This window comes from Actinotalea solisilvae (assembly GCF_016464425.1).
Taxonomy (GTDB): domain Bacteria; phylum Actinomycetota; class Actinomycetes; order Actinomycetales; family Cellulomonadaceae; genus Actinotalea; species Actinotalea solisilvae.
On sequence record NZ_JADDKQ010000019.1, the window covers coordinates 90,215 to 113,843 of the forward strand.

The 23,629-nt window shown below is 77.5% G+C and carries 16 protein-coding genes and 1 pseudogene; 7 read left to right on the top strand and 10 right to left on the bottom strand.

All coding sequences use genetic code 11. The annotated features are described in order from the left end of the window. Nucleotides 1-36 precede the first annotated feature (36 nt). The gene (locus JIG38_RS14930) at nucleotides 37-3,036 is read right to left on the bottom strand and encodes a UPF0182 family membrane protein (protein ID WP_199424616.1); all 3,000 of its coding nucleotides are present in this window, start codon (nucleotides 3,034-3,036) and stop codon (nucleotides 37-39) included. A 155-nt stretch (nucleotides 3,037-3,191) separates the two neighbouring features. On the opposite strand from JIG38_RS14930, the gene JIG38_RS14935 reads away from it, so the two are divergent. Continuing rightward, complete coding sequence (locus JIG38_RS14935; protein WP_233405066.1) at nucleotides 3,192-3,803, top strand: PPA1309 family protein; 612 nt, start codon at nucleotides 3,192-3,194, stop codon at nucleotides 3,801-3,803. A 17-nt stretch (nucleotides 3,804-3,820) separates the two neighbouring features. Here the strand turns inward: JIG38_RS14935 and JIG38_RS14940 are convergent, their stop codons facing one another. Together JIG38_RS14940 and JIG38_RS14945 are read right to left on the bottom strand one after the other, a co-directional pair. Beyond that, entirely contained in the window at nucleotides 3,821-5,032 is a 1,212-nt protein-coding gene (locus JIG38_RS14940; RefSeq protein ID WP_307844954.1) for a YlbL family protein, read from the bottom strand. A 27-nt stretch (nucleotides 5,033-5,059) separates the two neighbouring features. Next, nucleotides 5,060-6,160, bottom strand: coding sequence for a Rossmann-fold NAD(P)-binding domain-containing protein (locus JIG38_RS14945; protein WP_307844955.1), 1,101 nt, complete (start codon nucleotides 6,158-6,160; stop codon nucleotides 5,060-5,062). A 69-nt stretch (nucleotides 6,161-6,229) separates the two neighbouring features. Between JIG38_RS14945 and JIG38_RS14950 the strand changes: the two genes are divergently transcribed. Further along, nucleotides 6,230-7,720, top strand: a complete 1,491-nt coding sequence (locus JIG38_RS14950) for a zinc-dependent metalloprotease (protein WP_199424617.1) — start codon at nucleotides 6,230-6,232, stop codon at nucleotides 7,718-7,720. Nucleotides 7,721-7,931: 211 nt separating this feature from the next. Here JIG38_RS14950 and JIG38_RS20340 read toward each other — a convergent pair. Continuing rightward, a pseudogene (locus JIG38_RS20340) lies at nucleotides 7,932-8,501 on the bottom strand (M48 metallopeptidase family protein); the annotation flags it as partial. A 269-nt stretch (nucleotides 8,502-8,770) separates the two neighbouring features. On the opposite strand from JIG38_RS20340, the gene JIG38_RS14960 reads away from it, so the two are divergent. Both JIG38_RS14960 and JIG38_RS20345 read left to right on the top strand, forming a co-directional pair. Then, nucleotides 8,771-8,929, top strand: coding sequence for a DUF5679 domain-containing protein (locus JIG38_RS14960; protein ID WP_199424619.1), 159 nt, complete (start codon nucleotides 8,771-8,773; stop codon nucleotides 8,927-8,929). A 165-nt stretch (nucleotides 8,930-9,094) separates the two neighbouring features. Then, on the top strand, nucleotides 9,095-10,126 hold the full coding sequence (locus JIG38_RS20345; protein WP_199424620.1) for a ThiF family adenylyltransferase: 1,032 nt from the start codon (nucleotides 9,095-9,097) through the stop codon (nucleotides 10,124-10,126). 72 nt (nucleotides 10,127-10,198) lie between these two features. Here the strand turns inward: JIG38_RS20345 and JIG38_RS14970 are convergent, their stop codons facing one another. The 3 genes from JIG38_RS14970 to JIG38_RS14980 form a co-directional block, all read right to left on the bottom strand. Further along, on the bottom strand, nucleotides 10,199-10,558 hold the full coding sequence (locus tag JIG38_RS14970; RefSeq protein WP_199424621.1) for a WhiB family transcriptional regulator: 360 nt from the start codon (nucleotides 10,556-10,558) through the stop codon (nucleotides 10,199-10,201). Nucleotides 10,559-10,692: 134 nt separating this feature from the next. After that, nucleotides 10,693-10,878, bottom strand: a complete 186-nt coding sequence (locus JIG38_RS14975; protein ID WP_199424622.1) for a hypothetical protein — start codon at nucleotides 10,876-10,878, stop codon at nucleotides 10,693-10,695. Between the two features lie 162 nt (nucleotides 10,879-11,040). Further along, nucleotides 11,041-13,038 (bottom strand): ATP-dependent helicase, encoded by a 1,998-nt coding sequence (locus JIG38_RS14980; protein WP_199424623.1) that lies wholly within the window; start codon nucleotides 13,036-13,038, stop codon nucleotides 11,041-11,043. Nucleotides 13,039-13,257: 219 nt separating this feature from the next. On the opposite strand from JIG38_RS14980, the gene JIG38_RS14985 reads away from it, so the two are divergent. After that, complete coding sequence (locus JIG38_RS14985) at nucleotides 13,258-13,527, top strand: mycoredoxin (RefSeq protein WP_199424624.1); 270 nt, start codon at nucleotides 13,258-13,260, stop codon at nucleotides 13,525-13,527. Nucleotides 13,528-13,557: 30 nt separating this feature from the next. On the opposite strand, the gene nudC is transcribed toward JIG38_RS14985, so the two are convergent. After that, the gene (nudC, locus tag JIG38_RS14990; protein WP_199424625.1) at nucleotides 13,558-14,547 is read right to left on the bottom strand and encodes an NAD(+) diphosphatase; all 990 of its coding nucleotides are present in this window, start codon (nucleotides 14,545-14,547) and stop codon (nucleotides 13,558-13,560) included. Nucleotides 14,548-14,685: 138 nt separating this feature from the next. Between nudC and JIG38_RS20350 the strand changes: the two genes are divergently transcribed. Further along, nucleotides 14,686-16,023, top strand: coding sequence for a phosphotransferase (locus JIG38_RS20350; protein WP_307844956.1), 1,338 nt, complete (start codon nucleotides 14,686-14,688; stop codon nucleotides 16,021-16,023). A 52-nt stretch (nucleotides 16,024-16,075) separates the two neighbouring features. On the opposite strand, the gene JIG38_RS15000 is transcribed toward JIG38_RS20350, so the two are convergent. Together JIG38_RS15000 and JIG38_RS15005 are read right to left on the bottom strand one after the other, a co-directional pair. Further along, a complete protein-coding gene (locus JIG38_RS15000; protein WP_199424626.1) occupies nucleotides 16,076-19,396 on the bottom strand; it encodes an ATP-dependent helicase in 3,321 nt (1,106 codons plus the stop codon). Further along, a complete protein-coding gene (locus tag JIG38_RS15005) occupies nucleotides 19,393-22,611 on the bottom strand; it encodes an ATP-dependent helicase (RefSeq protein ID WP_199424627.1) in 3,219 nt (1,072 codons plus the stop codon). Before JIG38_RS15005 ends, JIG38_RS15000 begins: the two co-directional genes overlap by 4 nt. Before the next feature lie 159 nt (nucleotides 22,612-22,770). Here JIG38_RS15005 and JIG38_RS15010 point away from each other — a divergent pair, with 159 nt between their 5' ends. Further along, nucleotides 22,771-23,607 (top strand): class I SAM-dependent methyltransferase, encoded by an 837-nt coding sequence (locus tag JIG38_RS15010; RefSeq protein ID WP_199424628.1) that lies wholly within the window; start codon nucleotides 22,771-22,773, stop codon nucleotides 23,605-23,607. The last annotated feature ends 22 nt before the right edge of the window (nucleotides 23,608-23,629 follow it).

A 23,629-nucleotide genomic window follows, 5' to 3' on the forward strand; every position in this document is an offset into this window, starting at 1 on the left:
CCAACCCTCCGCGTCACCGCTCCTGCGTTCGTGCGGTCAGCCCTCGAGCTCCGCCTCCGCCGCGACGGCCGCCTCGAGCGCGGCCTGCAGGCGCTCCTGCGCCTCGCCGTACGCGACCCAGTCCTGCTCGGCGAGGGCCGACTGACCCTCCTGGATCGCCGACTGCGCGTCCTGGAGCGCCGCGTCGAGGCGGGCCCGCGCGTCGCCCGACGGCGCCGTCGTGGGCTGCGTCGTCGGCTCGGCCGTCGGCGTCGGGCTCGGCGAGGCCGTCGCGTCGGGGTCGGTCACCTCGGGTGCCTCGCCGTCGACCGGCGCGTCGGGCACCTCCTCGGCGTCCTCACCCGGCTGGACGCCCTCGACGCCGGCGTCGCCGCCGAACACCTGGTCGAGCGCCTCCTCGAGCGTCTCGGCGAAGCCGATCTGCTCGCCGAAGGAGACGAGGACGCGCTGCAGCAGCGGGAACTGCGTGCCCTGCGACGACTGCACGTAGACCGGCTGCACGTACAGCAGGCCGCCGCCCACGGGCAGGGTCAGCAGGTTGCCGCTGACGACGGTCGAGTTGCCCTGTCGCAGCAGGTTGAGGTTCTGCGACACCTCCGGGCTCGAGTTGAAGTTGTTCTGCACCTGGCCAGGGCCGGGGACGGTCGTGTTGCGCGGGAGCTCGAGCAGCCGCAGCTGGCCGTACCCCTCGCGCCGCTCGCCGTCGGCGTCGCCCGGTTCCGCGTCCACGGCGAGGAAGCCCGTGAGGACGTTGCGGTCGGTGTTGCCGCCCGGGATGAACGTGGACGTCAGCGAGAACGTCGGCTCGTCCTGCTCGGGCATCTGCAGCGTCAGGTAGTACGGCGGCTGCGTGAGCGACTCCGTGACCGGGTCCTGCGGGTTGCGCCAGAAGTCCTGGCCCGAGTAGTACTCGGCCGCCGAGTCGACGTGGTACGTCGCAAGCAGGTTCCGCTGGACCTTGAACAGGTCCTCCGGGTAGCGCAGGTGGCTCATGAGCTCGCCGCTGATCTCGCTCATCGGCTCGATCGACGCCGGGAAGATCTCCTGCCACGCGGCGAGGATCGGGTCCTCCTCGTCCCACGCGTAGAGCGTCACCTCGCCCGTGTACGCGTCGACCGTCGCCTTGACGGAGTTGCGCAGGTAGCTGACCTCCTGCGGCGCGAGCGCGGCGATCGTGTCCGACGTCGCCGTGAGCGCGTCGGCCGTGACGTCGTCGAGCGGGCGGGACGCCGCGTACGGGTACATGTCCCCCGTCGTGTAGCCGTCGACGATCCACAGCACCCGGCCGTCGACGACGGCGGGGTACGCGCGGCTGTCGAGCGTGAGGTACGGCGCGACCTTCTGGACCCGGTCGTGCGGGTCGCGGTCGAACAGGATCTGCGAGTCCTCGGTGACGCGCTCGGAGAACATGATCTGCTCCGAGCCGAACTTGAGCGAGAACAGCAGCTGGTTCCACAGGTTGCCGATGCTCGGGCCCGCCGCGAACTCGTCGGTCGGGAAGGTCGTGTTGACCTGGCCGCCCGCGGCGTCGTCCGGGTAGTCGAGCTCCCACGGCTCCGTGCCCTCGGGGGCGCCGACGATCGAGTACTCGGGCGAGTTCTGGCCGAAGTAGATGCGCGGCTCGTAGTCGCCGAGCGAGCCCTCCGACGGGATGCCGCCCTGGTAGAACGCAGGCCGGCCGTCCTCCGCCGTCGTGTTGCCGTAGGCGGCGACGACCCCGAAGCCGTGGGTGAACACCGTGTGGTCGTTGACCCAGGTGCGCTGGTCCTGACCCAGGCCGTTGAGGTTGAGCTCGCGCACCGCGATGACGGTGTCCCGGCTCTCGCCGTCGATCTCGTACCGGTCGACCGAGAGGGTGTCGGGGAAGTTGTAGTACTGCTTGTTCTGCTGCAGCTGGCGGAACGACGGGCTGACGATCGCCGGGTCGAGCAGGCGGATGCTCGCGGCCGTCTCGGCGTCCTCGCGCAGCGCGCCCTGCTCGGCCTCGAGCGTCGCGTTGTACGGCGTGACCTCGACGTCCTCGAGGTCGAACGCGGCCTTCGTCGCGTCGATGTTGCGCTGGATGTACTCGGCCTCGAGCTCCTGCGCGTTGGGGACCACCTGGAACCGCTGCACGACGGCGGGGTAGATGCCGCCGATCGCGATCGCCGAGACCACCATGAGCCCGACGCCGATCGTCGGCAGGCGCCAGTTGCCGCGCACCGCGGCGACGACGAACATGCCCGCGACGAGCACCGCGACGCCCGTGAGGATCGCCTTCGACGGCAGCACCGCGTTGACGTCGGAGTACGACGCGCCCTGGATGAGGTCGCCCGCCTTGGTCAGCAGCGAGTAGCGGTCGAGCCAGTAGTTGGCGCCGATGAGGAGCATGACGAGCGCCGCCGTGACGCCGAGGTGCACGCGTGCCGCCGGCGTGGTGCGCTCCCCGGTGCCGCCGAGGCGCAGCCCGCCGTAGAGGTACTGGGTCGCGACGCCCGCGATGCCCGCGATGACGACGACGGCCATGAGGAAGGACACGACGAAGCGCAGCACGGGCAGGTCGAACATGAAGAACGACAGGTCGAGGCCGTACTGCGGGTCCCGGGTGCCGAAGTCGCCGCCGTTGAGGAAGAGCAGCACGTCCGCCCACTGCGCCGACGTCGCGGCGCCGGCGAAGAAGCCGAGCACGAGCGGCGCGACGATCATGACGAGGCGGCGGAGCGGCTCGATCATCTCGCGGTACTGGTCGAGCGAGGCCTGCTCGGGCGTCGACGGCGCGTACACGGGCCGCGTGCGGTACCCGATCTGCAGCGACGCGTACACGGCGCCCGCCATGAGCAGGAAGCCGGCGGCGAACAGGGCCGCGCGCGTCAGCCATTCGGTGCGCAGCACCTCGACGAAGCCGAGCTGGTCGAACCACAGCACCTCGGTCCAGACCTGCGCGGTGATCATCAGCAGGATGCCCGCGATCACCAGGACCACGATGGTCGGGCCGAGCGCTCCTCGACGTCGTGGCCCGGGGCGTGCTGCCGGGCGCGGGGTGGGTGCGAAGGTCACGTCGTCAGTACCTGTTCCGTCGGTCGAGCGGGTGCAGTCGGCGCCGGACGCCGTCCGGGGCCCCGGGCGCACCGCGCCGGGGCGCGCGCGTGCCGGTCACGGGGTGAACGTCCCTGCCGCTGCACAGGTTCCCACACGCCTGCGACCATGACCGGATGAACGAGCCCACCGCCGCCACGCCCGAGCCCGCCGCGACCGAGGGGTCCGCGGGCAGCACCGACCGCCCGACGCTGCCCGCCGGCACCGCCTCGCTCGCCGAGGCGGTGCACGAGATCGAGCGCCACGTCGCGGGCGCGGGCTGGGACGGCCCGGTCCGCGTCTTCGCGCTCGTCGCGACGGGCCGCGCGCTCGAGACCGAGCCCGGCCTCGAGGCCCAGCTGCCGGCCGAGGTCGTCGCCCGCGCGCGCCGCGACCCGCACCACCTCACGTCGGTCGAGCAGGAGGACCTGCCGGACGCGTCGTCGCTCGAGGACCTGCTCGCCCGGCTGTCCTGGCCCGAGACCGTCGACGGCGCCGCCCTCGTCGTCGAGCGCGTCGTCCTCCCGCCCGCGGCCGAGGACGCGATGCCCGCGGAGCCCGACGAGGCGGTCGCCTACCTCATGGCCCACCCCGACCGGCAGGACGTGCGCATCGCCGTCGGCGTCATGCGCGGGGGCGAGGCGTGGTGCGCGGTGCGCACGCGGCAGAACGACGCGGACGACGCCGTCGGCGGCGGGCCCGACCTCGTGCCCGGCCTGGTGCACGCGGTGGGCGCCACGCTGCTCTGACCGGCAGCGCGCGCCGGTCAGCAGCGCGGCAGGTCCGCACCCTCGCCCGCACCGATCGCCGTCATCGCGGCGCGCGCCTCGGCGAGCGTGGCGACCCGGACGACCTCGAGGCCGTCCGGCACGTGCCCGACCACCTCGTCGCAGTTCTCCTCGGGCGCGAGGAACCAGGTCGCGCCCGCGTCGCGGGCCCCCGCGAGCTTCTGGCGGATGCCCCCGATGGGCCCGACGTCGCCCGCGAGGTCCATGGTCCCCGTGCCGGCGATCGTCAGGCCACCGGTCTCGTCCTCCGGCGTGAGCCGGTCGATGATCCCCAGCGCGAACATCGTCCCCGCGCTCGGCCCGCCGATGTTCTCGATCTCGATCGTCACCTCGACCGGCAGGTCGAACTCGGGGTCGATGAAGACGCCGAGCAGCGCACGTCCCCGCCCGTCGTCGCCCGTGGTCACCTCGACGTCGACCCGCTCGCCCGCGCGCTCCACGCCGATCGTCACGGCGTCGCCCGGCGTGACCTCGTCCAGCTCGCGGCTGAGCTCGGAGAACGCGTCGACCGGCGTGCCGCCGACGGCGACGACGACGTCCTCGGGCTCGATGACGCCGTCGGCGCCCGAGCCCTCCATGACGGCCTCGATGGCGAGGCGCGTGGGGACCTCGTAGCCGAGCTCCTCGAGCGCGGCGACCGTCGCGTTCTCCTGCGAGCTCACCATCGCCGCGGCGTTGCGCTCCTCGACCTGCTCGCTCGTCTCGTCCGGCGGGAACACGAGCTCGACCGGCGAGACCGCGACGGTGCCGTCGAACCACCCGCCGACGACGTCCACGAGGCCGACCGGGCTGCGCGGGCCGCCCGCGACCTGCACCGTCGTCAGGAGCAGGCGACCCGTGGACTCGAACGTCTCCTCGCCCGCGACCGAGATGAGCGGCGTGCCGTCCTCCTCGCCCAGCGTGTCCCGCGTGGGACCGGGCGACTGCACCGCGTAGGGCAGCGGCAGCGCCGCGGCGGCGGAGAGCAGCAGGGCCGTCGCGACCGTCGCGACCGACGCCGTGATCGCGCGCGGGGTGAGCGGCGCGGGCCCGGGGTCGCGCTCCGCGTCCGGGAGCAGCGCGACGGGCACCGCCCACTCGGGCAGGCCCGGCGGCTGCGCTGACGGGTCCCGCGGCCCGGCGGACGGCGCGGCGGGCGACGCGGCGGCGGGCGGAGGCGGCGGCGCGCCGGGGTCCGTCGGGTGGGTCACGGCCCCATCATCCCCCGGCGCCGGTCGTCACCCGTAGCGCCGGGTGCGCGCCTGCTTCCAGACGGCGGCGGTGCCCAGGAGGGCGACGGCCGCGCCCGCCGCGCCCAGGGCGACGTCGCGCCCGTCGACCTGGCGGCCCCCGAGCGCGACCCGTCCGCGCACGCCCGCGATCAGCACGTCGAGGCAGGCGCGCGCGTCGTGCGCGGGCTCCCACCCGGCCGCCCGCAGCCGGGCCGGGTCGACGGTCCACGGGTAGACGGTGAACGCGAGCTCCTCGGCGGGCGCCGGGAGCACGCCGACGCGGTGCAGCCGTTCCGCCGTGCCGAACGCCGTCACCGCCGCGAGCTCGATGCGCCGCATGCCCGCGACGCGCACGACCTCGTCCGGGTGCAGCACCGGCTCGGCGGCCACCGTCGCCGCCCCGCTCCACCGCTCGCGCACCGCGACCTCGACCGCCGAGGCGACGTCGTCCACGTGCACGAGCTGCCATGGACGCTCGACGCCGCGCACCACGAGCAGGCGCGGCGCGGCGAAGTGCCGCGTGACGAGCGTGTCCACGCCGGGCCCGACGACGGCGGCCGGGCGCAGCACCACGACGCGCGGGGCGCGCGGGCCGCGCTTGGCCGCGGCCCGCGCGAGGACCGACTCGACCGCCACGAGGTCCCCGACGAGTCCGGGACCCGGCGTGGTGAGCGGCGCGTCGTCGTCGTGGATCACGGGCCGGTCCGGCGCGGCGCCGTGGACCATCGCGGACGTGACGGCGACGACCTGCTCGACCCGCGCCGCCCGCGCCCCCGCGACCGTGCGCTGGGCGAGCGCGACGGCCGCGGCCCGGCGCTCGGCGGGGCTGCCCGGGCCGGTCCCCGACGGCGCGGCCGACAGGTCGGCCGGGTCCGCCACGAGCACCACGACGCGGGCGCCCGCGAGCGCGCTGCCCGGCGACCGCTCGGGCAGGTCGGGCAGCGCCCGCACGGTGCCGGACCCGTTGCCGGCGCCGGCGGCGGCCAGCCGGTTGACGACGGCGGTGGCGATCGGTCCGCCGCCCACGACCACGACGTCGCCGGCGGGCGTCGCGCCGTCGGGCGCGCCGCTGCGCCCAGAGCGAAGTGGACCGCTCACCTCGGGCACCCCCGCCTCCCCGCCGTCGTTGTGTGGTTACCGTGGACCGTCCCAGCCCATCGTCTCAGGAGCGCCCCGATGAGCACGCCGCCAGCCGACGACCGTCCGGGACCCGACGTGCCCCCGCAGTGGGAGCAGCTGCTCCGTCAGGTGCTCGGCCCCGACGCGGACGCCGTCCTGCGCGAGATGTCGGAGCGCGGCGGGCTCGGCGCCCTCGGCCTCACCGGCCCGGACGGCACCCCCCTCGACCTGGGCGCGATGGCGGCGGCGGCCGGGCTCCCGTCCGACCCCGCGGCGCTCGGCCAGGTGCTCGGCCAGATCCAGCGGATGCTCGCCGCGAGCGGCGACGGCCCGGTGAACTGGGACCTCGCGCACGACCTCGCGCGCCAGGCGTCCGTCGCCGAGGGCGACCCGAGCGTGTCCGCGGCCGAGCGACGCGAGGTCGCCACCGCCTTCGGCGTGGCCGAGCTGTGGCTCGACACCGCCACGAGCCTGCCACCCGCGGGCGGCCCGGCCGAGGCCTGGAGCCGCTCGGAGTGGGTCGAGCACACGCTCGGCACCTGGCGCACGCTCGCCGAGCCCGTCGCGTCGTCCGTCGCGGACGCGCTCGCGGCGGCCCTCGCGACCCAGGTCCCCGAGGGCCTCGAGGCCCTCGGCGGCGCGGGCGGCGCCGAGGGCGCGCTCGCCGGCGCCGGGTCGATGATGCGTCAGCTCGGCGGCGCCGTCTTCGGCATGCAGGTCGGCCAGGCGGCCGGGACCCTCGCCCGCGAGGTCTTCGGGACCACCGACATCGGGCTGCCCCTGACGTCCGGTCGCGGCACCGCGCTGCTGCCCCGCAACGTCGCGACGTTCGCGGAGGGCCTCGACGTCCCCGCCGACGAGGTGCGCCTCTTCCTCGCGGTCCGGGAGGCCGCGCACGCGCGGCTCTTCACGCACGTGGGCTGGCTCCGGGCGCACCTCCTCGGGGCGGTCCAGGCGTACGCGCGCGGCATCACGATCGACACGGACACGCTCGAGGAGGCGGTCCGGTCCATCGACCCCACCGACCCGACGGCGCTCCAGGAGGCCCTCTCGGGCGGCGTGTTCTCCCTCGGCACGACGCCCGAGCAGCAGGCCGCGCTGGCCCGCCTCGAGACGGCGCTCGCGCTCGTCGAGGGCTGGGTCGACGAGGTCAGCGCGGCCGCGACGGCGCCGCACCTGCCGCACACCGCGGCGCTGCGCGAGATGATGCGCCGCCGCCGGGCAGCCGGGGGCCCGGCCGAGGACGTGTTCGCGACCCTCGTGGGTCTCGAGCTGCGGCCGCGCCGGTCACGCGACGCCGCGGCCCTCTGGGCACGGCTCGCGGCCGACGGCGGCCCCGACGCGCGCGACGCCGCGTGGGGCCACCCCGACCTGCTGCCCACGGCCGACGACCTCGACGACGCGACCGCCTACGTCGCGCGGGGTGCGTCCCCCGAGTCCGACGTCGACCGCGCGATCGACGAGATCTTCCGCGTCGACGAGGCGGGGACGGACGGCCCGACGGACGGCCCGACGGACGAGCCCGGGGCACCCTCGGCGGACCGGTAGGCCTCGCGGACCGTCGTCGTCGGGCGCGACGGCGTCAGAAGAGTCGGCCGTCGGGCGAGCGTGCCGGGACGGGTCCAGGGGGCGGCGCGACGGGCGGCGGGTCCGACAGGTCCGCCGGCGAGCCGTCCGGCGGGGCGTCCGCCCGCGCGACGAGCTCCTCCGGGTCCGGCGTGACGTCGAGGACGTCGTCGTCCTGCGCCGGGGCGCCGTCGTCGGGGTCCGGGTCCGGCGGGGCCGCGCCCCGGGCGTCCGTCGCGAACGCGAACCCCTCGAGGAAGCCGCGCGCGCGCTCGGTGCGCGGGTACGCGTCGACGAGCGCCCAGAACTCCGGACCGTGCCCGCCCTGGAGCAGGTGCGCGAGCTCGTGCAGCAGCACGTAGTCGAGCACCCAGCGCGGCATGCCGCGCACGCGCGTCGAGATCCGGATCGACCCCTCCGACGGCGTGCACGACCCCCACCGGCGACCCTGCTGCGTCGACCAGCGCACGCTGGTGGGCCGGGCCCGGCCGCCGAGGTAGCGCTCCGAGAGCTCCGCCGCCCGCCGCGCGAGCTCGACGTCGGAGGGGCGGCGCTTGACCTCCTGCGACGCGAGCCGGGTCACCATGCGCCGGACCCACTCGCGCTCCTGCGCGCGCGTGAAGCGCGCGGGGATCGCGACGACGATGCGGCCCTCCTCGCGGTAGGCGGTCACCGTGCGGACGCGGCGCCGGCTGCGCCGGACCTCGACGTCGGCGAGCGCGGCGTCGACGACGTCGTCGAGCGGGGTGCGGGGCGCGGCCACGGCAGCACGCTAGCCCGCGGCGCGCCCTGCGCACAGGACGTCCGCCCGGCCTGGGGACGGCCGCGGGCCGTGCGGCGCCCCGCGGGCCCTCGCGCACGGGTGAAGCGCGGCCCGTGCGGCGCGCCGTGCAGCCCCCCGCACGTGCGCCGTGCGCCGTGCGCACTACGCTGTCGGTGCACGATGACGCCCGACCGACCCCCGGTCGCGGCGCACGGAGCCGGCCGGGTCGATCACGTCCGGTGCGCAAGCCTTTCGAACGGAGACACCTCATGGCCGACGAGACCTACAAGGGCGAGTTCTACTGCGTGAAGTGCAAGGAGAAGCGTGAGGCCGAGGGCGACGTCGTCGTCGCGAACGGCCGCAAGATGGCCAAGGGCGTGTGCCCCGTGTGCGGCACCAAGCTCAACCGGATCCTCGGCAAGGCCTGATCCCCAGGTCTGACGGTCCTCGAGAGGCGGCTCCCCGACGGGAGCCGCCTCTCGCGCGTCCGGGGCCGGTCCGTCGGGCCGCGGCCTGTGGACGACCGTCCCGGATGCCGACGCCCCGGCAGGCTGGGTGCGCCGCCGACGGCCGGCGGGCGACGGGAGGACCAGGTGGGCGCACGCGACGGACGCGGTACCGACGAGACGGCGCCACGGCTGCGAGCCGGCCTGCCCGTGCTGTGGCGCAGCGCCACGAGCGTCCAGATCGGCACGGACGCGCGGTGGTCGGTCGCGCTCGAGGACCTCGGACCGCCGGCGGCACGCGCGCTCGCCGCGCTGGGACCGGGCGCCGACCGCCGCGCCGTCGTCACCGCGCTGCGACGCGCGGGATCGCCCGAGCCCGAGGTCAGCGCCGTCCTCGGCCACCTCGAGGCCGCGCGGCTCCTCGTCCGCGCGTCCCCGGCTCCCGGCGACGAGACCGCGTGGGCGCTGCTCGACGCCGACGGGGACGCGTCCGGGACGGCCGCGCGCCGGGCGGCGGCGACCGTGGCCGTCCACGGTCTCGGACGGACGGGGACGGCGGTCGCGGCGCTGCTCGCCACCGCGGGCGTGGGCACGGTCGCGCTCGTCGACCCCGGGACCGTCACCAGGCACGACGTCGGCGTCGGCGGGCTGCGCCTCGAGGACGTGGGCCTGGCGCGGACCACCGCCGCGGCGCGCCACCTGCACGGCGTCGCGCCGGGCGTGCGCACGGGTGCGGTCGACGGCGCGGACCTCACCGTGCTCGTCGAGCACCACGCGGCGGACCCGGTGCGCTACACCGCGCTCCAGGACCAGGGCGCGGTGCACCTGTCCGTCGTGCTGCGCGAGGCCTCGGTGCTCGTCGGCCCGCTCGTGCGGCCCGGGGTGACCGCGTGCCTGGGCTGCCTCGACCTCGAGCGCAGCCGGCTCGACGCGTGCTGGCCGACCCTGGCGGCCCAGCTCACGCGCACTCCCCCGGTCGTGGAGGAGACGACGCTGGCCGCGACGTCGGCGGCGCTCGCGGCCGCGCAGGCGCTCGCGCACCTCGACGGAAGGCCGGTCGCCACGCACGACGCGGCGCTCGTCGTCGCGCTGCCCGACGCCGTGCCGCGCCGGGTCGCGTGGGACCCCCAGGACGCCTGCGGGTGCCGCGCCCCGGTCGTCACGACCGCGGGCGGCTGAGGACGCACGGACGGCCCCGGCAGGCGGACCTGCCGGGGCCGTGCGTGACGACGACGGTGCGCGGGTCCCGCGTCACGCCGCCGAGGTCTCGTCCTTGCGAGGACGGCCACGGCCGCGCTTCCGCGGGACGACGACGCCACCGATGAAGACCTCGCCACCCCAGACGCCCCAGGGCTCCTGGCGTGCGACGGCGCCCTGGAGGCAGCCCTCGCGCAGGGGGCACTGGTGGCACAGGGCCTTCGCCCGCTCGACGTCCGCGGTGGACTCGGCGAACCAGAGCTCGGAGTCGTACTCCCGGCACGGGATGAGCGTGGCGACCAGCTGGTCGAAGGTCTCGGCCTCGGAAGGGGCCGTCGTCGTGGTCGGGCGGCTCGTGGGCCACGGGCCGGAGCCGCTGTCGTTCAGGGTGTCGAGCAGCGTGGTGAGCCGCACGGTGGTCCTCCTGGTCCGGAGTTGATCAGCTGGTCTTGCGGTGTGGGGACCGCGACCTGTGCCGACCGCCGGGGCGGAGGACGAGAAAGGCCGCGGGTCCCGAGTGGACTCCGCGGCCGGTGCGTTCTGGTCGGTCAGACCAGAGGTGCCCTGGGGACGGAGTCGTGCTCGGTGGACGTGGTGCGCCGCGAACGAAGTCGCACGCCGATGCCGGCTGCGGGCACACCCGTCCCCTGCACGGAGATCTGGATGGGTGCGGCCGGACGCGGCACAGCGTTCGAGGCAAAGCCGCCGAACGTCACCACGGTCATCGTGTCCATCAGTGCACCCACCCCCTCTCCGGCTCAGGTCTCGCCTCTTCGGCACGACCTCCAACAAGGACGTGAGAAACCCTAGAGGTGCCGCCACAGGCCGGACAACCGAATTAGCCGAGAACTTCGAGAAGTTTTTCCCGGCCCCCGCCGGTCCCCCTCCGGGGGCGGTCAGCGGTGCTGCGCGACGATCGCGAGGACCGCCGGTCCGTACCGGTCGATCTTCGCCGGGCCGATCCCCCGGACGCGCGCGAGCTCGGCGACCGTCGTCGGGCGCTGCTCGGCGATGCCGTCGAGGACCGCGTCCCCCAGGACGGTGAACGCCGGCTTGTCGGTCGCGGCGGCCACGCCCTGGCGCCACTCGCGGAGCGCGCCGACGAGCGCCGGGTCGAGGTCGCCGCGCGGACCCGCGGTCCGCGACCCGCCCGCGGTGCCCGTGCGCCGGCGCGCGTCGCCGTCGGGCCAGATGCCGTCGAGGAAGCGGCTGCGCCGCCGGCCGGCCCGGCCGCCCGGGTGCCGGGCGCGCGCGAAGCTCAGCTCGAGGTGCTCGCGGGCCCGCGTCACGCCGACGTAGAGGAGCCGGCGCTCCTCGGCGACCGCGTCGTCGGTCTCCGCGAGCGAGATCGGCAGCAGCCCCTCGCTGAGACCCGCGAGGAAGACCGCGTCCCACTCGAGGCCCTTGGCCGCGTGCAGGGACGCCAGCGTCACGCCCTCGACCGCGGGCGCGTGCTGGGCCGCGGCCCGCTCGTCGAGCTCGCCGACGAGGTCGGCGACCGTGACGCGCCGGTCCTCGCCGGCGGCGGTCGCGAGCTCGTCCGCGAGGCCCACGAGCGCCTGGAGCGAGTCCCAGCGCTCCCGCACCGCGCCACGCGCCGCGGGGGGTTCCGGCGACCAGCCCGCGCCCGTGAGCACGTCGCGGACGGCCTCCCCGAGGGGGATGTCCGCCGTCGACCGGGCCGCGCCGCGCAGGAGCACGATCGCGTCGCGCACCTCCTTGCGCGCGAAGAAGCGCTCGCCGCCGCGCACGAGGTAGCCGATGCCCGCGTCCGCGAGCGCCTGCTCGAACGCCTCGGACTGGCCGTTGGTGCGGTAGAGCACGGCGATCTCGCGCGCGGGGGTGCCGGCGGCGACCAGGCGGCCGATGCGCGCGGCGATCCCGGCGGCCTCCGCCTCGTCGTCGTCGTACGTCGTGTAGCCCACGGGCGGCCCCGACGGCCGCTGCGCGAGGAGCTCGAGGCCCGACCCCCGGCGGCGGCCCGTGGCGGCCAGCAGGCGGTTCGCGACGTCGACCACCTGCGGGGTCGAGCGGTAGTCGCGCACGAGGCGCACCACCTGCGCGCCCGGGAAGCGGCGGCCGAACGTCAGCAGGTGGTGCGGCGTCGCGCCCGTGAAGGAGTAGATCGTCTGGCTCGGGTCGCCGACGACGCACAGCTCGGTGCGACCCCCGAGCCACTGGTCGAGGAGGTACTGCTGGGCCGGGGAGACGTCCTGGTACTCGTCGACCACGAAGTGGCGGTACTGTCGGCGGACCGTCTCGGCGACGTCCGGGCGGCTCTCGAGGACGTGCCCGAGCATCGTCAGGACGTCCTCGAAGTCGATGACGCCGCGGGCGTCCTTCGCCTCCTCGTACGCGGCGATGAGGCGCGCGACCGTCGCGCGGTCGTAGCCCGCGGGCGAGGGCCGGCCGGTCGCGGACGCCGCGCGGACGTAGTCGTCCGCCGAGACGAGGCTGACCTTCGACCACTCGATCTCCGAGGCCAGGTCCCGCACGCTGAGCCGGTCGACGCCGAGCCCGAGGCGGTGCGCGGCCTCGGCCACGACCGGCGCCTTGTGGTCGAGCACGCGCGGCGGCGCGCCGCCCACGACCTGGGGCCAGAAGAACGAGAGCTGCCGCAGGGCCGCGGCGTGGAACGTCCGCGCCTGGACGCCCGCGACGCCGAGCTCGCGCAGGCGCGCGCGCATCTCCCCCGCGGCACGGGCCGTGAACGTCACCGCGAGGACGCCCGTCGGCGCGTAGGTCCCCGTGCGGACGCCGTACGCGATGCGGTGCGTGATGGCGCGCGTCTTGCCCGTGCCCGCGCCGGCGAGCACGCAGACGGGGCCCGTGAGCGCGACGGCGACCTCGCGCTGGTCGGGGTCGAGGGCGTCGAGGAGCTGGTCGGGGGACATCGGGCCCAGTCTCGCAGCCGGCGCCGACACGGCGGGCCCGTGCATCGGCGCCCGTCCCGGTCCGCGGACCGGGCCCCCTCGGTGGCCGCCAGCCCGCCAGCCCGCCAGGTCGGGACGACGGGGAAGCAACCGGCGGCGATGATGGTTGGAGCACCCGACGGCCCGCACAGCGGGCCGCACGCGCACCACCACAGGACGACGGACGACCCGAGGAGAACGATGAGCGACACGACGACCGCCCTGCCGGCCGCCGGGACCGTGACGATGTACTCGACCACCTGGTGCGGGTACTGCCGCCGGCTCAAGTCGCAGATGGACGCCGCGGGTGTCGCCTACGCCGAGGTCAACATCGAGGAGCACCCCGGCGCGGCCGAGTTCGTCGAGAAGGTCAACGGCGGCAACCAGACCGTCCCGACCGTCCTGTTCCCGGACGGCAGCGCCGCGACCAACCCGTCCCTGGCCCAGGTCCAGGAGCGCCTGGCCCGCTGACGGCGGGACCCGCCGACCGCTGGCGGCCCGTCAGCCTCCCGCGAGCGGGCCGCCGAACCACTCCTCGACGAGCGCACGGGCCACGGACGTGCGCATCGGCAGGAGCACCTCGCCCGAGCCCACCGCCGCCCCGAGCTCGGCGCGCGTGAACCACCGTGCCTGCGTGACCTCGACCCCGTCGACGGCGAGGGCGGTCGAGGTCGCGTGCGCCACGAACGCGAGCATGAGCGACGCGGGGAACGGCCAGGGCTGGCTGCCCCGGTACTCGACGGCGCCGACCTCGACGCCGACCTCCTCCGCCACCTCGCGCCGCACGGCGGCCTCGAGCGACTCCCCCGGCTCGACGTAGCCCGCGAGCGTCGAGAAGCGCCGGGCGGGCCAGTGCGCGGCGTGCCCGAGGAGCAGCCGGTCGTCGGCGTCGACGACGGCCATGATCACGGCGGGGTCGGTGCGCGGGTAGTGGTCGGAGCCGTCCGCGGTGCACGTGCGGGTCCAGCCCGCCGACGACGACCTCGTCGGCGCGCCGCAGCGCGCGCAGCGCGGGTGCCGCTCGTGCCAGGCCGCGAGCCCGACGGCGGCCGCGGCGAGCCCCGCGTCGCGGTCGGGCAGGGCGTGCCCGACGTCGCGCAGCACCGACCAGCCGCGCGTGGTCCTGGGCTCCCGGCCGCCGTCGTCGTCCGGCGCCCCCGCCGGGACGCCCTCGAGGTCCACCGCTCCGCCCGGGGCCTCGGCGACGACCCACGCGACGTAGTCGACGTCGTCGTCGGAGCCGAGGAAGAGGGCGAGCGGGGGCTCGGCGTCGGCCGGGCGGTCCGCGAGCGCCGCGCGCGCCTCGGCCGGCGAGCGCAGGTCGAGGCTGGTGCCGCCCGGGCCGGCGAGCGTCGCGAGGCGTCCGTCGGCGACCACGAGGACGCGCGTGGTGGGCGCCGCGCCGAGGCGCTCGAGGAGCCCGTCCTCGGTGCGGCGGTGGGCGGCACGGTCGACCCCCGCGCGGGCCAGGGGCAGTCGGGTCCAGTCCACGGGGTCACCGTACGTGGCGCCCGCCCCGCCCACCGACGGGCGCCCGCGGGTCGGCGCGCGCGGTCGGCGTGCGCACCAGATTCGGACACGCCCTCGGCGCACGTCGCCCGCGTCCCGCCGGACGCCTACCGTGGGCGCGTGCCCCGCTCCCCGCTCGCCCTCGCGGCCCTCGCGACCGTCGCCGTGCCCGGGCTCGACGCGTTCGACGTGCGTCGCCCGGCGCACCCCGCCGCGGGTGTCGACACCGCCGTGGTCATCGACGCGACCGGGCGGCGGTGGGTCGTGCGCGCGCCGCAGGACGCCGCCGCGGGGGCCGCGCTCGAGGCCGAGGTCGCGCTGCTCCAGTCGCTCGTCGCGCACGTCGACGGCGGCGACCTGCCCTTCGACGTGCCGCGGCCCGGCGGCTTCGCGCCGCTGCCGGAGGGTGGCCGCGCCGTCGTGCACCCCCAGCTGCGCGGGCGACCGCTGCGCCTCGAGCTCCTCGGGCCCGGTCCGGGCCTCGCGGCGTCGGTCGGCCGGGCGATCGCCGCGCTGCACGAGCTGCCCGTCGCGCTCGTCGAGGACGCCGGCCTGCCCGTGTACGACGCCGAGGCCTACCGCCAGCGGCGCCTCGCCGAGGTCGACGAGGCCGCGCGCACGGGCCACGTGCCGACGGCGCTGCTGCGGCGCTGGGAGCGCGCGCTGGAGGACGTCGCGATGTGGCGCTTCCGCCCGACGGTAGTGCACGGCGACCTGTCGGCCGAGCACGTGCTCTGCTCGGGCACGGAGGTCTCGGGAGTCCTCGGGTGGTCCGAGGCCAAGGTGGCGGACCCGGCCGACGACCTCGCCTGGCTGCTCGTCGCGGCGCCGCAGGAGGGCGTCGACCCCATCCTCGAGGCGTACAACCTGCGCCGGACCGAGCTGTCCGACCGCCACCTCGCGGCACGCGCCCTGCTGGCGGGCGAGCTCGCGCTCGCGCGGTGGCTCCTGCACGGCGTGCGCGCCGACGACGCCGCGGTCGTCGACGACGCGACGGCGATGCTCGCGGACCTCGCCGAGCACACGGCCGAGGAGGCACCGGAGCCGGCGCCCGCCCCCGCCGCGGCCGGCTGGACCCTCGGGACACCCTCCACGGGCACCGCCGCCGACGGCGAGGCCGCCGGTCCCACCACCCCGGCCCCTGACGCCCACGAGCCAGGGGCCACGGGCTCCGAGGACGCGGGCACCGGGGACGCGGACCCGGACACGGCGGACCTCGCCGAGGTGGACGCGGAGGGCGCTGAGGCCGCAGGCACCGGGCCCGAGGACGCGGGGCCCGAGCACGCGGAGGCCGCGGAGGCCGCAGGCACGGGGCCCGAGCATGCGGAGGCAGACGCCGTGGACGCGGGGGCCGGGGACGCGGATCCCGAGGCCGCTGGTCCTGGCGGCGACGGCACGGTCGACGGGGACGGCGTGGACGCGGACGGCGCGGACGACGCGGGCCGCCCCGCCCGCTGACGCGGCCGCCGCCTCGGGCGAGGTCGGCGCGCAGGACGGCCTCGATCTCGCCTCAGGCGAGGTCGGCGCGCAGGACGGCCTCGATCTCGGCGGCGCCGAGCAGGCGCTCGGGCCGGACGGTCGTGCCCGTCGCGACGTAGAAGAACGCGGCCCGGACCTTCTCGAGAGGCGTCCCCGTCCACCGGGACCAGGCGAGGCGGTACACCGACAGCTGCAGCTCGCGCGTCGTGGCGGCCGCGGCGTCGGTGGGCGGCCGGCCCGTCTTCCAGTCGACGACGACGACGCCGCCGTCGGGCTCGGGGAAGACCGCGTCGATCCTCGAGCGCAGCACCACGCCGCCGACCGGGGTCTCCACGTCGACCTCGACCGCGCTCGGGGTCCGCACCGCCCACTCGGACGCGAGGAACGTCGCGCGCAGCGCCTCGAGGTCGAGCGGGTCGGCGGTCGCGTCGTCCGCGCCCGGCAGCGCGTCGACGTCGACGAGCGCGGCGGCGCCGTAGTACTGCTCGACCCACGCATGGAAGGCGGTCCCGCGGCGCGCCTCGGTCGAGGGCGCGAGCGGGACGGGCCGGCGCAGCTGGAGCGCGTAGGCGTCCCGGTCCGAGGCGAGGCGCACGAGCGCGGACGCGGACAGGTGGGCCGGCAGCGCGACGGTCGAGCGCCCCGCCCTGCCCCGCCGACGCTCCTCGAGCAGGGTCTCGACGACGTCCTCGAGCTCGGCGAGCGCCGGGTCCCCCGACCCCGGGCCAGGGCCGCCGGGGACCGCGCCGCCGGCCCCGGAGCCGCGCGCGGCGACCGCGGCGCGGACGGCGTCGGCCGCCTGCTCGAGCACCGCGTGGCGCCGCGTGCCGAAGGGCGCCGCCGCCGGCCAGACGGGCGCGGCCGCGACGACCGGTGCGGGCTTGACCGGCGTCCGCGGCGTGCCGTGCTCGTCGGGCGCCGCCGGGTCCTGCGCCCACTCGAGCACGCAGCCCGGGCCGACCGCCTCGACGACCTCGTGGAGGAACACCGACGGCGCCGTCGGGCGCCGGCCGTCGCGCCACACCGACCCGGTGACCAGCAGGCTCCGCCGTGCCCGGGTGAGCGCGACGTACGCGAGGCGCCGCTCCTCTCCGAGCTGGTGCGTCGCGTGGTCGGCGACGTACTGCTCGAGCCGGCGGGCGGCGTCGCCCCGGTCGGTCGCGACCGCGAGCTCGACGTCGGGCAGGCTGTCGCGGTCGCCGCGCAGCGCCGTCGGCAGCGCGCCGTGGTCCTTGATCCAGCCGGACGTGCGCGGCGCCATGGGAAACGTGCGCTCGACCAGGCCGGGCACGGCGACGACGTCCCACTCGAGCCCCTTGGCCGCGTGGACCGTGAGCAGCTGGACCGCACCCGGGTCCATGTCGCCGACCGGCGCCTCGAGCCCGCGCTCCTCGCGCTGCGCGGCCTCGAGCCACGCGAGGAAGGCGCCCAGCGTGCCACCCTCGGTGTCGCTGAACCCTCCGGCCACCGAGCGGAACGCGTCGAGGTTCGCGCGCGCCGTCGCGGGGGCGACGCCCGGACGGGCCGCGACCTCGATGTCCAGGCCGAGCAGCCGCTCGGCCTCCGCGACGAGGTCGACCACGGGCAGGAAGGTGAGCCCGCGCAGCGCCCGCAGGGCCGTCGCGACGTCCTCGAGGCGCGCGCGCCCGGCCGCGGAGAGGGTCCGCCCCTGCCGGCTCACCCAGCCGGGGCGGGGCAGCGCGTCGAGCGCGTCCACGATGCTGCGCTCGTCCGCGACGTCCCCGGCGCCCGGACCGCGCCCGGGCGCGCCGTCGTGGCTCTCCCGCGACCAGTCGGCGAGCGCGTGGAGGTCGGCGAGGCCGAGCCGGGCCCGCGGACCGGTGAGCAGGCGCATGAGCGAGTCGCCGCGCGAGGGGTCGTGCGCGGCCTCGAGCGCGGCGACGACGTCGACGACCTCGGGCGCGCTGAGCAGGCCGCCGAGGCCGACGACCTCGACCGGCAGGCCGGCGTCGAGCAGCGCCGCCTGGAGGGGCGCGAACTGGGACCGCTTGCGGCACAGCACCGCGGCGGTGCGCGGGGAGCCGTCGGCGCTCTCGCGCCGAGCCCGGACGAACGCGGCGACCGCGCGCGCCTCGTCGTCGACCGTCTCGAGGAACGCGGCCGCGACCTCCCCCGGGCCTGCGCCGGGCCGGGGCCGCAGCTCGGGCAGGGTCACGCCGCCGGGGGCGAGCCGCGCCGCGTCGCGCAGCGGCGCCGCGGTCGCGTTCGCCACCGTGAGGACCGCCTCGTCGTTGCGCCACGACGTCGACAGCGCGCGGTGCGGCGCGGGCACCGGGCCGTCGTGGCCGTGGCCGAGCGGGAAGTCGAGCGGGAAGCGCTCGAGGCCGCCCGCGCTCGCCCCGCGCCAGCCGTAGATCGACTGGTGCGGGTCCCCGACCGCCGTGACCGGGTGGCCGACGCCGTCGGACGCGCCCCCGAAGAGGTGCCGCAGGAGGCTGAGCTGGGCGACCGACGTGTCCTGGTACTCGTCCAGGAGCACGACGGCGAACCGGGCGCGCTCCCCCGCGCCCACCTCGGGCACCTCGCGCGCGAGGCGGGCCGCGAGCGCGACCTGGTCCGCGAAGTCGATGAGGTCGCCCTGCCGCTTGCGCAGCGTGAACTCCTCGACGAGGTCGACGAGCCGCGAGCGCAGCCGGACCGAGGTCGTCACGTCCCTGACGAGCTTCTCGTCCTTGGCGCGCGACGGGGAGGCCGGCGGGAGCGCCACGAGCCGGTCGGCGAGCCGCGCGGCCTCGTCCCGCAGGGCGTCCGGGTCCACGAGGTGCTCGGCCAGCGCGCCCGCCAGGTCGAGGACGGCGGCCGTGACGGTCGACGGCGCCAGGTCCACCTCGAGGTCGCCCGCCCACTGCTCGACGACGTCGTGGGCGAGCTGCCAGCGGGCGGCCTCGCCCAGCAGCCGTGCGGAGGGCTCGATCCCCAGGCGCAGGGCGTGGTCGCCGACGAGTCCCGCCGCGTAGGCGTTGTACGTCGAGATCGTGGGGACGACCAGGGTCGGCTGGTCGAGCTCGCGCCGGGTGACCAGGCGCAGCGCGCGCAGCCGGCGGCGCACGCGCTCCGACAGCTCGCCCGCCGCCTTGCGCGTGAACGTGAGGCCCAGCACCTGGTCGGGCTGCACGAGCCCGTTGGCGATGAGGAACACCACGCGCGCGGACATCGTCTCCGTCTTGCCCGACCCGGCACCCGCGACCACGAGCAGCGGCTCCAGGGGCGCCTCGATGACCGCGACCTGCTCGGGCGTGGGCTCGGGCAGCCCGAGCATCCGGGCGACGTCGGCGGCACCGAGCCGCGGGCGTCCCGTCGCGACCGCCTCGGAGGTCTCCACCAGCGTCATGCGCCCACCACCCGGCCCTCCGGCTGCACGGGGCAGGACCGGCGCACGGCGCACGTGCGGCACAGGTCGTTCGCCGTCGCGGCGACCGCCGACGCGCTCACCGTCGCGGCGACCTCGTCGAGCAGCGCCTCCGCCCAGCCGGGCTCCGCGTCGTCCGCCACGGCGACCTGCTCCCGCAGGCTGGGCCGCTGGGTGCCCGTGCCGACGTACACGAGCGCCGCGCCCCCGCTGCGCGCGCCCCCGGTGCGCTCGGCGAACGCGCCCGCGTCGAGCGAGACCTGGTAGGCGCCGAGCTGCGCGTGCCGCGCCACCGCGTCGGCCGTCACCGCGGACCGGCCCGTCTTGAGGTCGACCACCCGCGCGCGCGGCGTGCCGTCGTCCGCGTCGGGCAGCCGCTCGAGGCGGTCGACCGTGCCGCGGAGCCGCACGCGGCCGACGTCGACCGCGAACGGCTCCTCGACCGCGAGCACCTCGCCCGCGCCGCGCAGGTAGGCCGCGAGCAGGCGGATCATCGCGTCCGCGCGGCGCCGCTGGACCGCGCCGACCCAGCCGTCGCCGAGCCCGAGCTCGCCCCAGCGCTCGTCGAGCAGCGCCGCGAGCTCGGCCTCGTCCCCCTCGGGCAGGGCGGCGGCGACCGCGTGGACGAGCGTGCCCAGCGACTGCTCGCCGGAGTCGGCGGCCGTGCCCCCGGCCGCCTCGAGCGCCCAGCGCAGCGCGCACGTCGCGGCGGCCTCGAGCTTCGACGGCGACAGCGGGACGGCGGCGTCGGCCGGCCAGAGCGGTGCGTCGGTCGACGACGGGCCCACGCCGTACCAGGTCGCCGGGTCCGCGCCCGGGACGCCCTCGGCCGCGAGCCGGGCGAGGAGCACCGCCGCGGGGTGGGCGGACGCCGCGACGCCGTCCGGCGCCCCCGCCTCGTCGAGGGCCTCGGCGACGGCGCGCTCGAGCACGCTCCGGCAGCGCGCCACGACGGCACGCAGGTCGAGCGCCGAGGGCACGGTGACCAGCCGCCGGTCCTCGCCCGCCTCGTCCGGCCCCGGGTCGACGAGGTCGATCAGCCCGGACGGCTGGTGGTCGGTGTCCTGGACCGCGGTGACGAGCACGCGTCGCCGGGCCCGCGAGAGCGCGACGGCGAACGCACGCAGCTCGTCGTCCAGCACGGCGGCGCGTGCCTCGGCCGAGACCGCCGGCGCCCCCGACGGCCCCACGGCACGACCGGCGAGCACCTCGACGAGGTGCTGGGCCCCGAGCAGGGAGTCGCGCAGCCGCAGGTCGGGCCACACGCCCTCCTGGACGCCCGCCACGACGCACACGTCCCACTCCCCGCCGGCCGCGGCGGCCGCGGTGAGCACGGGCACCGACTCCTCGACGTCCGCCTGGGCCGCGAGCGAGTCGGCCGGCAGGTCCTGCGCCCCGAGGTGCTCGAGGAACGCCGCGGGGGGCGCCATGGGCAGCCGGTCGACGAACTGCTCGGCCGCCGCGAACAGCGCGAGCACCGCGTCGAGGTCGCGGTCCGCGCGCGCGCCGCCCGGACCGCCCGCGAGCGCGCGGCGGCGCCACGCCTCGGCGAGGTCCGCCGTCGACCAGAGCGCCCAGAGCACGTCGAGCACCGTGCCCTCGCGGTGCGACGCGGCCTCCCGGCCCGCGCGCAGCACGGCCGCGAGCCGCTGGACGGGGCGGCGCACGGCCGCGGGCAGCGTCGCGGCGCGCTCGGGCACCGCGAGGACCTCCATGAGGAGCGGGTCGCTCGTGCGCGTCCCGTCGCCCGCGAGCTCCTCCGCACGCAGCGCACGGCGCAGGCGCCGCAGGCCCACCGCGTCCGTCCCCCCGAGCGGCGAGACGAGCAGCTCGGCCGCGACCGCGGCGTCGAGCGCCGCAGGGTCGAGCGCGACGCCGAGCGCGAGGAGCAGCGGGCGGACCGCCGGCTCGGCGCGCAGCGCGACGTCGCTGCCGACGACCGCCGCCGGCACCTGGGCCGCGAGCAGCGCGCGCCGGAGCTCGGTGACGTGCGCGCCCGACCGGACGACGACCGCCATGCGGCTCCACGGCACGCCGTCGTGCAGGTGGGCGGCGCGCAGCGCGTGGGCGACGTACGCGGCCTCCTGCGCGGGTGAGCGGAGGAAGCGCACCGCGACGTCGCCGTCGGCGGCCGTCGCGGCGAGGGCCTCGCGGTGGGCGCGCCCTGGTCCGCGGATCTCGTCGGTGACCGCCCGGACGACGCGGCGCACCGCCGCCCCGTGCCGCCAGACCCGCCGCAGGACGACCTCGTCGGCGCCGAAGGCCCCGAGCTCGCTCCCTGCCGGGCCCACGACGGCGCGCTCCGTGAGCGCGGGCGTCGCGCCACGGAACGTCTGCACGGCCGCGTCCGGGTCCGCCAGGAGCACGAGGTCCGCACCGCCGTCGGCGAGCACGTGCAGCAGGCGCGCGGTCGCGGCCGTCGCCTCCTGGTAGTCGTCGACCACGACGAGCCGCCAGCCGGGCCGGGGCGCGCCCGGCACCTCGGCGTCCCACGCGCGCAGCGCCTCGGCCGCCTCGTCGACGACGACCGCGGCGTCGTACCGCGCGCCCGCGTCGGGCGTCCCCGAGCGCAGCCTCGTGACGTCGAGGTACTCGGCGTACACCGCGGCCGCGGCGACCCACTCGGGCCGCGCGTGCTCCTCGCCGAGGCGTGCGAGCTCGGCGGGCCTCAGGCCGCGCTCCGCCGCCCGCATGAGCAGGTCGCGCAGCTCGTCGCGGAAGGCGCGGAGCCCGAGCGCACCCGCGGGGACGCGCGCCGGCCAGACGACGCGGGCGCCCTCGCCCTCGGCGTGACCGGCGAGCAGCTCGGCGAGCACGAGGTCCTGCTCGGGCCCCGAGATGAGCGTCGGCGCGGGCTCCCCCAGCAGCGACGCGCGCGCCCGCAGCACCGAGAAGGCGGCCGAGGCGGCGGTGCGGACGACCGGCTGGCCCGTGGTGCGCCGCAGCCGCGCCGACAGGTCGTCACGCAGGCGCGCGGCCGCGCGGCGGGTCGGCGCCAGCACCAGGACCTCGTCGGCCCGCAGCTCGCCCGCCGTCACCCGCTCGGCCACGAGCGCGAGCGCCGTCGTCGTCCTGCCCGTGCCCGCGGCGCCGCGCACGAGCAGCGCCGGGCCGCGGTGCGCGATCGCCCGGGCCTGGTCCTCGTCGGGCGCCGGCCACGCGGTGCGGGCCGTCGGCGCGGCGAGGGTCACGGTCACGCGGAGATCCCATCACAGGCCGCCGACACGCCCGCCGCCCCGCGGCGCGTCACGCCGGCCCCACCCGGCCGCCCCCCCGGCCGGCCGGCCGCTCGCCGTCGGCGTCCGGCAGGCGGGCCGCCGGTGACGGAGGGGCCTTCGTCACGCGATGCTGCGGCCATGCAGCCGAGCCGGCCGCCCGCGCCGGGCAGCCCCCGCACCCCGGACACCTACACGTTCGGCGACGGCCCGACGGCGGCCCGCCGGCTCGCGCTGCTCGCCGAGGTGTTCGACCCGCCCACGCGCGCGCTCCTCGTCGCGTGGCGGCCGCCGACCGTCGAGCACGCCCTCGACCTGGGCTGCGGCCCCGGCCACACCACCCGCCTCGTGCACGAGACGAGCCGGGCGGTGCGCACCACGGGGCTCGAGCGCTCCGCCGAGCACGTGGCCCGGGCGCGCGCCGAGGCCCCCGCGGGGGTCGACGTCGTGCAGCACGACGTCACGGTCGCGCCGCTGCCCGTACCGCCGGCGCAGCTCGCGCTCGCACGCTTCCTGCTCACGCACCTCGCCGACCCGGCCGGGGCGCTCCGGACGTGGGCCCGGGCGCTCACGCCGGGGGGCCGCCTGCTGGCCCAGGAGACCGCGCGGCTCGCCTCCGCTGACCCGACGCTCGCGCGGTACTACGACCTCGTCGCGCAGGTGCAGGCGCACCACGGGCAGGCGCTCGACGTCGGCGCGCGCCTCGCCGCGCTCGCCGCGTCCGTCCCGGGCACGAGGCTCGTCCACGCCGCCGTGCTGCACCTGCGCCCGGCGGTCGCCTCGATGGCGGCCCTGCACGCGATGAACGTGCGCACCTGGCGCACCGACGCGTGGGCGGCCGCGCACCTCGACGCCCGCGAGCTCGACGACCTCACGGACCGGCTCGACGCCCTCGCGGCCGGCGAGCCGGCCCAGGGGGACGTCGCGCTCGACCTCGCCGAGGTCGTCCTCGAGCGGGAGGCGGGCCCGGCCGACTGAGTCCCGCGGGACCCGCGGCGCG